This window comes from Spirosoma oryzicola (assembly GCF_021233055.1).
In the GTDB taxonomy this organism is placed as follows: Bacteria; Bacteroidota; Bacteroidia; order Cytophagales; family Spirosomataceae; genus Spirosoma; species Spirosoma oryzicola.
Genome location: NZ_CP089538.1, coordinates 4,208,508 through 4,218,478, shown reverse-complemented (window position 1 = coordinate 4,218,478; position 9,971 = coordinate 4,208,508). Strand labels below are relative to the sequence as shown.

Genomic DNA, 9,971 nt, shown 5'->3' with positions numbered 1-9,971 from the left:
TTAGTCGTTAAAAAGGAGTTTGAAACCGCGCATGGCCGTCAGTTGGGCTGCTTCGAAAAGGTCTTTGAACAGGTAGGGCAGAACGTCCTTCAGCAAGGGGTCGGAATAGACGCCCCGATAACCCCGCTTAACGTTGGGGTAATGCATGCGGTTGACCTTGATGCCCCAGGCAATGCGCTCGATGGCTGCCGTGTCGGATGCGGGCCGCACCAGGTGCGCAGTCGGGTAGCCGGGTATTCTGGCAAACTTGCCCAGGCCAGTGAGCTCGACAAATCGCTCTAATGCCGCCAGTGGTGGGGTACGGGGATAATTAAGGTTTTGCATGTCGGCAATGCGGACCAGTGCCGACATCTGAATGCGGGCCTGCACAAAACCCTCTCCTTCTTCAGCCGCGAAGACTCGAAAGGAGTTGAGCATGTCCTGGGTGAGCACGAGACCCGCCTGCTGAATACGTTGTTTGAAGAGCTCAACCGCCTTGATGGTATAGCCGTCGAGTACCTTTGCTGCATCGCGGTTGGTGGTGAGCCAGGTGGCCCGCGCGTCCCCGCGCATGCCGCCTGAATAGCTGCCTGATTCTGCCATGCTACGAAAGTGAACAGGCATTTGGCAAGCTGGAAGGACACAAAAAAACCAATCTAGCTAGATTGGTTTTTTTGTGAATGATATTGATTTATCTTAAATGACTCTGAAGAAAATCCTGCATATGAATTCTAACAGCAGTAGAAGCGGCCCAATAAGCATTGATCGCTTGATCTAGCTCAGGGGTTAATACAACATCTGGCCCTTCCTGCTCTATATAAATCTTTCTTATTGCCCTTACTCTTTCTATAAGAATTTCATAGACATTGCCTTCCGTATTTAAAAACGGAAATAGGAAATTATTACTCGAGGCAAACGATATTAAGCCCATTTCTGCTACATACAAAACAGAAACGGCTTCTCTTTGTGCAAGATCAGGCACCCCGTTTATCCGCCCCATTATGTCAAGTACATTTTTGAACTCAGAAAACTGTAAATCGAAAAGGTGACGTCTCACTTCTCGATTTTCTTTTTCTTCCTCTGATTGTGCAACCTTGAAAGCTATATAACCTGTAAGAAGTAAAGTAATGAAGGATAAGATTGGGTTGGAAACTCCACCAACGTAGTCGCCAAATTGTCCCCAAGTTTCACGGCTATTAGATAAACCTAAACCACATGCGTAAAATTTTTGGTAATACAAGTAAAAAGTAAGTCCTAAAACCAATGTTGCGATCACTGATACGGCCAGAAAAAATCCTTTTGTCATATTAGCGGATAAATTGTGTGAGAAAGGCCTACAATCTATGTATCAAAATATTGCTGAAGATTACCGTCTACTAACTTTCGCCTTATACAGCTACCAGTAAGCACTCAGCGGGCTTGCTAATAGGTAGGCTTACGTTCACGCTGAGCACAAAATAGTCGACGCCATTGATGTGCACCTTCTGGTGCCACTTCAGCCCCGCTAGGTCTGTCTCAGTCAGGTTGAGCGATTGTTTGGCGTAAAACTGGGTTTGCCGCATGGCTTCGAGCTCGCGCCAGTGGTTTTGATAGAGTCCGTCTGCCTCATTCCAGTACAGGGAAAAGTCGCCTTTTTCGGGTGATGCATCCGGCTCACCTGCTACAATGCCGTTCCAAAATAAGAGTCGCGGGGTGAAGGTGTTGCCCAGTTGGCTGAATTGGGCCGTAATTCCGATCTGAGACACTTTTGTACGTCCGGTGATGTCATCGGTCATCAGCGTTGAAAAACGGCTCTTGAGGGGCGAAAAATTGGGGCTGTTGCCTGGCGTCAGGTAATCGGCCATAATAGCGGGCTTGTCCTTCATCAATCCATCGTTCGAATCCAAGTCGTAGCCCAGCTGCAGCCGGGTGTTGACCTCTGGTGTTTTGACCGCTCTACCGACCGCTTTCGCGCTCCAGTCGACAACGGCTGCTTTGGTGATGGAATCCTGCCAGAAACCGATTGTGAGCCGACGGTCAGCGAAGTTGAAATCAAAGCGCAGGTTGAACAGCTTGCGGATCTCCAGTAAGAGCTCCGTGACCGTCAGGGTGGGTAAGTGCCGGTTGATGGTGATGCTGGTGGCCCCGTCGAGTGCCCTGGTATTGTAGAACAGCAGTTTGGAATAAACCGGATGATTCACAAAATCACCGTCGATGGTGGTGCCGGTAGCCTGGCTGATTTTTTTCAATAGCCAGGTTAGCAGAATCATGGGCGTTTGCGGCCCGGTGCCTGACGGGTCGTTTACCTTGCCGTTGTAATTAACCGCTGGCCCGTTGGTGCCGTAGAAGTCGGGGTTGCGAATCAGAGGAAATGCAGCCGCCGTCATGCCGTCCGATTTGATCTCGGCATTGAGCAGCCCCGCCAGCGGTAACGATCCAAAGTCGAGCTCGGTGAGCAGCTCGTTTTGCCAGTCACCAAAAAATTCACCCAGGGGTTCGGCCATCTGGCCCACATAACCCGCTGGCCCTGCCTCGGTCAGCACATACATGGCTTCTCGGATCAAATGCCCGCCCCAGTACTGCTCAAAGCGTCGACGTTGCAAAATGCCCCCAACTTGCGGCTGCTCCCAGTATCCAAAGATTTGCTGGTTGCGCCTGCTGAGCGGGAACGCGGGCAGGTTAGCCGTCGATCCGGGAATCTTGGCATAGTCAAAATGCGGGGTGACCAAATTCATATCCAGGCTGCTGCCCGCGGTCAATTCGACCGATTGGCCGTCAATGCGAATGTCTAAGCTCATCGATCTTCAAATTTTACGTAGTACAACTCACCCGATGCCGGTGCCGGTCCGGTGCCGTCTGCCCCCACCAGGCTCAAAAGTTCATAGCCGTCTTTGTTGTGGGTAAAGTCCTGAGTCCTGAGCAGCACCCCGTTTTTGTAGAGCGTCAGCCGCTTATTGGCATACGGACTACCCAGGCTATAGAGCAGCCAGTTGGCGTCTGCAGCCGGAAAGTTCAGATCATTACTACCAGCCAGGTAGACAAATTGACCCGCCTGGCCTTGCAGACTTTGGGTGTTGCCCATGTCAGCGGGTCCGTTTAGCCCGTCGTTGTGATAGATCGCTGCAGCTGCCGGGTTACTAAAGCGAATGTGGAATTGATTCGCGGGCACGTTCCAGGTGTAATTTTCCGACATCGCGCAGCTGCCATTGGCGTCGGCATAGGCTTGCGTGTCCAGACTGGCAAATTCGGCTTCAGCCCTGGCGTTGGCATCGGCCTGGTCTTCGCCCCCGTACTTGCCCGCCCCAACGCTGATAGTGGCTGGCCCGCCCTGCTGGCCCGATGGGCAGGTGCTGCGGTTGAATCTGCCGGTTCGGCTGATGGCCGCATTGCCGTAGGGCGTCGAGCCCGCTACAACGCCCGGTACAGGGGTAGGGGTGATGAAGTCGGCATTGCCCACCGCGTTGGGCTTCTCCGTGATGGGCTTCACGTCGGTGCCGTCATCGGTGTAGTACTTGCGCAGCCGGATCGGAGCCCCCAGGCCGGTGCGCTTGCCGTAACTATCCAGCACCTGGCGAAAGCCAATACCCCGCCAGGCCGTTGGCCGACCCGCCTGCGCACTGGAAATGGGCAACAAACTGAAGTTCTGCTCAACCTTCGCTTTTTTGAAACTAAGGGTGCGGGCAATCAGGTCGGCATTGTCTTCGTGGGTGAGCAGTTCGCTGGTGGTTAGTAGCAGCGGCACCTGGCCTTTGTCGGTGACCAGGTAGATGGCTTTACTGAACAGCAGTTCGTCCATGTACCGAGCCCAGGCACTGGCCTGGCGGGTAAAGTAGCCCGTCGAGACGCTCAGGCTGTGATCACCTTCTGCCTGAATGATGCGCACCTGCGCCACGTCGATGGCCGTCGATGCCGTCTCGTCAATCTCCACCGATACCCGTCGCACGCTGGTGGCCTCAGTGGCCTGGCCAGTAATGCGCAGCGTGTCGAAGCCCCCTAGTGAGTTCTCAAAAAGGATAAACCGTTCCTGCTCTTGTTCCCGACTGTCGACCCGAAAAGTGCGCACCTGGGAAATGCGGTTATCATTGCCGTCACTGAGCCATACGTCATAGCTGGCCACGTCGTAGCCCAGGCCGTTGGGGTACATGCCAGCCGGAACACAAACCACCTGATTGAGCGATGCCCCGCTGAGCGTGTCGAGCGTTCGCACGTCCGAGCGGCCATCGGGGTAGGTCACCTGAATGCGTCGTTTGATGATGGCCGGAACGGGTGAGCAGTTCAGCAGAAAATACAAATATTCGGGCTGGTAGAGCGAGACCGATTTTGCCAGGGGTTGCCAGGTTAAGAACTGGCGGGTATCGCGCAGGTAGGTGTTGAAGAAACGGTCAGCCCATCCGGCAAAATCTTCGTTGGTCAGCCCGCCTTTGAAAATCCATTCTTTAGGCCGGGTTAGTTCAGTGCTTACCGCTGGTTTGCCTCCGGTGACGGTTTCGCGCAGGCAGTAGGGCATGGTCATGGTGGGTACGATGCTCATGGCCGTCTGATTGAAAGCCGGTTTCTGTGTTTCAAGAAAGCCGTCGAGCACTTCGTCAATGCGGAATTGAGCCCCGTCGAACCGCTCCAGACCGCCACTGATTTGGGGTGGCCGCTCCCTGCCGATCAGGGTGGTGAGCTTGGTAAACTCGCTGCTTTGGGGGAAAGTGGGGACCAGCAGCGTCAGGGCATAGCGCAGGCTGCTGCGGTCGGTGAGCGTGGTGTCAGCCGGGTCAATGACAACATCGAGCCGGTTGCGGGAAAAATGAAGGGGTAGAAAGACCAGATTGGTGGCCAGCGCGTCGATCATGGCAAAAAGTATTTTACCAAAGATTGCCTGGCGCACCAACGGCCAAAAGGACAGCTACGAGAAACGCTTTTTGCCGTAACGGTCGACGGTGAGTCGCTTGACGGGTTTCTCCAGCACATGCTTCTGCCAAACCTGTTGACGTACCAGGCTTGTTTTTAAGCCAATCGAGCGAAAGCGGCCCGTGAACAGTGCCATGAAACAGAAATACAGCATGGCCAGCGGCCCCAGTAGCAGCCAGGTAAGCCAGAAGAGTAGTTTTTTGCGCAGCATACAGGTTATCGGTTATCGTTTCGAAACAGGTCATTAGCGACCAGTCCGATTTTGAGTTTTACTTCGTAGCCCGCGGTTGAATCGAGCGTCATCATGGTGACGGGCTCCAAGTGTGCGGTGTTGTAATCAAAGTCAACCCCCTCGGTGGTCTGATGGTCGAGCTTGAACTGCTGCAGGATGGCCAGCGAGATGGCTTCAGCCTGGTCAAATGCCATGTCTTCACTTTCCTGGTTGCCTTGTTCGCTCTGGCAAAAGACGTAAAAGACGGCCTCAAAGAAAATAGAGTACTGGTCAGCCCCGTTGTCGAAGGGTTTGTATTTGGGCCGCATGGCAAACACAGCCGGGTAAATCGGCTCGTTGACCGATGCCGCAAGCAGCCGCTCCATGCGTTCCCCGTTGCTCTGGCTGACGCTGAGCACATTCTCAGTGTTCTCTGATACGCTTCTAAAGTACTGCCAAAAAATATTAGTCGCTGTCTTTGTTTGCATCGGCTTGCTGTTTGAGTAAATCATTGCGGTGTTCTTCCAGGAAAAGCAGTACTTCGTGCACGTTGGCCTGCTGCGTTTGTTTGAGGTTGCCGAAAATACCTTTTTCGGCCAGCAGGTGCGCGTTCTTGATAAAGCTCTGACCTGAGTAGGCTTCAGGCAGGGCATCTGAAGCGGTGCTCGTCGATTCGCTCTCAAAGAGCGCGTAACGGTTCATCAGGTTCTTGATGGTAGCGGCCACGTACAGCATGACGGCCAGCCGGTCACGGTAATCGATTTTAGCGGCCAGCTTCACCCGCTCCCGCACCAGAAACTCGTTGTACTCTTCGCGGTGGTCACCGTTCCAGCCAGGCTGCAGGGTGTAACCCCGTTTCGGTCGGGGTCGGCAAGCGGTTGCCACCAGGTAATTGAGCCGCTCTTCACCCGGCACCAGCTGCTCAACGAACGCCTGCAGGTGAATGTACAAATCAGTGAGCTCACCGTATGACATCGACATAAAGTCAGGCTCAGCCAGCAGCCAAGCATGGCCATCAACCTGCAGCTGCGCAAAGGGTGGCTTGTTCATCGGCTTGAGCCACATCCACGACAGCCAGGCCACCAGCTGGCCGAGTACTTCGGCATTCGCATAGCGTACCGAGTCGGGCAGATCGGGTGAAAAATGGGTTTTGTGGAGCTTCTTCCAAACGCGCGGGCGAATGTTGAGAGCCAGCTGAATGAGAGCATGATGCATTTGACCCGACTCCGGGGTGAGGTAAACCAGCTCGATCAGATTAGGTAGTCGTTCTTGGTTTACCTCGTCCCAGGCTTCGGGTAGCTCGTAATCAATGCCATCTAAGGTGATGATGCGCATTAGGAATTGAGAGCTTTCTTAATTTCGTACTCAGGCAGATTGACGGTGAACTGTGCCACCAGGGCACCAATGATGCCCGCGACGGTAGCAATGCCACTGGCTACCATTTCGATGCCGCTTGGTACGATCACCCCTTTGGCCTCCAGGCTCAGGATGGCCGCTGCGAACGTGGCCAGGATGATGCCACCGTTGCGAATCTTCTGAAAGAGTTTGGGCGTGGGAGCCGTCAGCCGCTCGGTCAGGCTGAGCTCGTCTTGCAGGTTTGACATGAGAAATAGAGTTTGTGTTTGGTTTGTGAAATGGTGAGCAAGTACAAACCAAAAAACCGCCCCCTAAAGGACGGTTTTCTATTATCGCCAGGTGCGATTTACTTCGGCCAGTGAGGTGCTCAGCTTGGTACTATATGCCGGGTCTTCAGCGTAGTGCTTGACAATCCATCGACGGAACGCCCGCTCATCGGTCAGGCCATTTTTGGTGCAAATGTCGTATTCCCAAGCCTGGTAATCGGCCATCATCATTTGTGCGCTGGCATACTCACCGTAGCCCTTGCGAACGCACTTTTGATAGCCCCGGCTGTTGCGTCGGAATCCAAACCAGTTGTGGGTTTTCATCATGTGCCGTGAGCTAAAGTTTCCCGTCTCCAGCACTGCAATGGCGACCGCTGTTTCAGGGTAAAGCAGCTCGGTCTCGGTGATCATTCGAACAGGATCGCCCCAACGTCGGACTAATCGCTCAGCCCGCCTGCTCTTCGTTGGGGCCGTCAGGGGTTTTCGGGACTGGTCACGATTTTACTGGCTGAGCCGTTCTGCTTGACCAGCAGCTGCTCAACCTCCTGGAGTGACACCAGATTCTGCATCAGTGATTGCCGCTTTTTGTTGAGCTTGGTTTCAAGCTGCTGGTTTTCCTTTTGCAGCAGGGCGTTCTGTTCCTCCAGATAGGCTTTTTTCTTTTTACGGGCTTCAAAGCTGTAGCTCAGACTGTCGCTGATGGCGTTGGGTAAGGTCATCGTTACCGCTTCCGTATCGATAATCAGGCTATCGGTTTCGGCCCGTGAGAGCGTGTCGGCCCGAATCGAATCGGCTACCGACTCAATGCCAACGGCATCATTAAGCTGGCCCCAGGGCCGAGCGGCCACCAGAGCCAGCAGGCCCACCAGCAGGCCCGCCAGCACATAAAGGTGAATGGGTTGTTTCATACGTTACGGTTTAAAAAGTGATGCGGCTGACAACGATCATTTCGCTTTTTAGTCGCTGCTTCAAAAAGACGCCTTCACCCGATCCGTTGGGGTTGGAGGTGTTGCCCCCGATCACCCAGCAGTAGTTTTCATTGCTCGGCCAGTTGACAATTACTTCGACGTGATTGATGCGCTTGCTTTTAAAGCGAAACAAGGCCAGATCACCCGCCAGCGGCACCCGCCCGTTTATGGGCCGGTTGTTGCGCCAGACGATGACGCTGGCGGGTAGTGACCAGTTGGCGGCAATGGCTGGCCCTTTGACCCCGTGTTTGACGCTGGCCGTAACAAAGACGTGATGGCAGAACAGCCCGCAATACATCGTGCCGGGTCCGTAGCCATAAGGCTTCATAAACAGGGTGTAGACTGGCCCCCGGTTCTGGCCCTCTTCCTTAACACCCACGTAGCGAACTGCAGCCTGGGTGACGGCTTTGCGCTGGTCGACTACCGACCGACGCTTACTGTCTGCGGTAGATTGACCAGCAGCAGGGCTATAAACAAAAGACAGAGCCCAAAGAAGGCTAACAAGAAGACGCATAACCGTTGGTAGGACGTTAACTCGTGTTTGATGGTGGTCATCATGTCTGGCCCATCCAGGCTGGACCCGTTTTGGTTGTCGGGTCTGAAAAAGCGGAACAACTCAGGCCAGAACAAACGCAGCAGTGCCAGGCTGGCCCCCAGGATAAAGACAAGCCGGAAACAGGCCGTCCAAAGCTGAGTCATCGTGTTGGAAAAGATCAGCTGACCAGGCCGCTGCTCAGCGGTGGTATAAGCGGTATAATCAGCCAGGGCGTAGAAAGCCACAAAGGCAACGGCCAGCCCACCGTACAGGCTCAGCAGGTAGCGGGACTGGTTCAGCCATCGAACCAGGCTGGCCAGTACGCGGGCTAAGAATCCCGATTTTAGTGCTGGTTCTGGTTCGTAGATCGGTAGGGGTTCGCTTTCTCCGATTACCTGGCCAGTGGCTCGATCAACTACTGTGATCACCGACTTTGGTGCGGGTTCGTTGACTGCTTCAGGATCATTGTTTGCTGTCGCTGACCAGGCCGCTGCTGCCATCTGTTTAAGCATAGCATCCGTTGGCAATCCGTTTCCCTCGTTGCCAGCAGGCTGCTCACTGGCAGCCCGCTGGTCATCCGCTTTTTTGCGTTTGAAATCCATTAATTACAACGTGTCTAAAAGGTTGGTCAATGTCTTCTGCGCTTCTTCACCCTCGGTGCGCAGCAGCTTACGAAACGCCCGGCTGATGGCCACTTTATCGCTCAGGTCGTAGCCGCTTTCGCTCAGGTGGTTCATAATTTCCTGAGCCGCTTCGTCGGTGCTTACTTTGTCTTCTTGTGGGTTGCTTGCTGGTAACATGATTTATGGATTGTTTAAAGGATTACATGAGGTTTGTCGGTAAAATCGTCCGGCTCATACTCGGTGCCTGGTGTCAGGTACTTCTGATAGTATGAAGCAAACAGAATCGGGGTGGCCGTCTCATCAAGATAACTGCGCACGTTGGCCAGCTTCTTCTCACCGTCCAGATTTAGCTGCTGTTGCATGCGTTCGCGCAGGTTGCCGTCAGGGGCCACCCCTTCGTTGATACCGCTCTTGGAGCGTTTTTCGGAAATGCCATCTTCGTTGATGTCGAGCGGCAAATAGGGCCACGCCTGGTAAACGGCCAGGTAGGCCAGGGCTTTTCGAATCAGACTGATGAGCATTTCTTCGTCAAAGCTCAAAGTTGCCTGCGGGTTCTGCCATTTGCTTTTCAAATCAGCAAAGACCGCTGGCGTCAGGGCCGGTCGAATCTGCTCATTCTCCACGTCTTCAATGTGGGTGATGAGCTTCTGAAAGAAACGGTAGTTGCGGCCCGCAATCGGTAGCAGCTGGCCGAGCTCAGCGGCTGAGCGCAGAAAGTACTTGTTGCGCAGTTTGAAGGCCGCTGAAGCTGTCCAGGCTTCTGGCTTCTGAATCTCCAGTTCACGCCAGAAGTATTCAAGCGACAAATCCAGCATCGACAGGTTGGCATCGCGCGTGTCGACGTATTCCCACTTGGTGACCGCCACCGTGTTCTGCGCACTGTTTTTCATCATGCCCAGATCACCCACCCGAAATTTCTGGTGCGGAAAGGCCAGCGTGTAGGCATACCAGGCCAGGCAGCTATGCGTCAGCCTGAGCAGTTCCCGGTTGTCGACCGTTGCCGCATTAAGCGTTTTAAGGTAAGCGAAGAGCTCTGGCCCGATCTCGTCTCTGAACCAGCGTTCGGCATGCAAACAGAAACCCTGAATCTGCTCAAACTTCATCGACGCCTGCAACGAGCCCAGCTGCGCTTTTAAAATCTCCTGGTTGAGCATG

At 54.0% G+C, this 9,971-nt stretch carries 14 protein-coding genes; all 14 read right to left on the bottom strand.

Annotated elements, in window-relative coordinates; genetic code table 11:
• Complete coding sequence (locus LQ777_RS17885) at positions 1–582, bottom strand: hypothetical protein (RefSeq protein ID WP_232559300.1); 582 nt, start codon at positions 580–582, stop codon at positions 1–3.
• Between the two features lie 88 nt (positions 583–670).
• The gene (locus LQ777_RS17880) at positions 671–1,285 is read right to left on the bottom strand and encodes a hypothetical protein (protein WP_232559299.1); all 615 of its coding nucleotides are present in this window, start codon (positions 1,283–1,285) and stop codon (positions 671–673) included.
• A gap of 82 nt (positions 1,286–1,367) precedes the next feature.
• On the bottom strand, positions 1,368–2,756 hold the full coding sequence (locus tag LQ777_RS17875; protein WP_232559298.1) for a hypothetical protein: 1,389 nt from the start codon (positions 2,754–2,756) through the stop codon (positions 1,368–1,370).
• Positions 2,753–4,798 (bottom strand): DUF5977 domain-containing protein, encoded by a 2,046-nt coding sequence (locus tag LQ777_RS17870; RefSeq protein ID WP_232559297.1) that lies wholly within the window; start codon positions 4,796–4,798, stop codon positions 2,753–2,755. Before LQ777_RS17870 ends, LQ777_RS17875 begins: the two co-directional genes overlap by 4 nt.
• A 54-nt stretch (positions 4,799–4,852) precedes the next feature.
• Positions 4,853–5,068, bottom strand: a complete 216-nt coding sequence (locus LQ777_RS17865; protein WP_232559296.1) for a hypothetical protein — start codon at positions 5,066–5,068, stop codon at positions 4,853–4,855.
• A 5-nt stretch (positions 5,069–5,073) separates the two neighbouring features.
• A complete protein-coding gene (locus LQ777_RS17860; protein ID WP_232559295.1) occupies positions 5,074–5,556 on the bottom strand; it encodes a hypothetical protein in 483 nt (160 codons plus the stop codon).
• Positions 5,534–6,403, bottom strand: coding sequence for a hypothetical protein (locus LQ777_RS17855; RefSeq protein WP_232559294.1), 870 nt, complete (start codon positions 6,401–6,403; stop codon positions 5,534–5,536). Before LQ777_RS17855 ends, LQ777_RS17860 begins: the two co-directional genes overlap by 23 nt.
• A complete protein-coding gene (locus tag LQ777_RS17850; protein WP_232559293.1) occupies positions 6,403–6,672 on the bottom strand; it encodes a hypothetical protein in 270 nt (89 codons plus the stop codon). Before LQ777_RS17850 ends, LQ777_RS17855 begins: the two co-directional genes overlap by 1 nt.
• A gap of 81 nt (positions 6,673–6,753) precedes the next feature.
• Entirely contained in the window at positions 6,754–7,101 is a 348-nt protein-coding gene (locus LQ777_RS17845; protein ID WP_232559292.1) for a glucosaminidase domain-containing protein, read from the bottom strand.
• A 62-nt stretch (positions 7,102–7,163) separates the two neighbouring features.
• Entirely contained in the window at positions 7,164–7,598 is a 435-nt protein-coding gene (locus LQ777_RS17840) for a hypothetical protein (protein WP_232559291.1), read from the bottom strand.
• Positions 7,599–7,608: 10 nt separating this feature from the next.
• Positions 7,609–8,037 (bottom strand): C40 family peptidase, encoded by a 429-nt coding sequence (locus LQ777_RS17835; protein ID WP_232559290.1) that lies wholly within the window; start codon positions 8,035–8,037, stop codon positions 7,609–7,611.
• Positions 8,038–8,078: 41 nt separating this feature from the next.
• On the bottom strand, positions 8,079–8,795 hold the full coding sequence (locus LQ777_RS17830; protein WP_232559289.1) for a hypothetical protein: 717 nt from the start codon (positions 8,793–8,795) through the stop codon (positions 8,079–8,081).
• Between the two features lie 3 nt (positions 8,796–8,798).
• Positions 8,799–8,993, bottom strand: a complete 195-nt coding sequence (locus tag LQ777_RS17825) for a hypothetical protein (RefSeq protein WP_232559288.1) — start codon at positions 8,991–8,993, stop codon at positions 8,799–8,801.
• 14 nt (positions 8,994–9,007) lie between these two features.
• On the bottom strand, positions 9,008–9,970 hold the full coding sequence (locus LQ777_RS17820; protein ID WP_232559287.1) for a DUF6712 family protein: 963 nt from the start codon (positions 9,968–9,970) through the stop codon (positions 9,008–9,010).
• Between the last annotated feature and the right edge of the window lies 1 nt (position 9,971).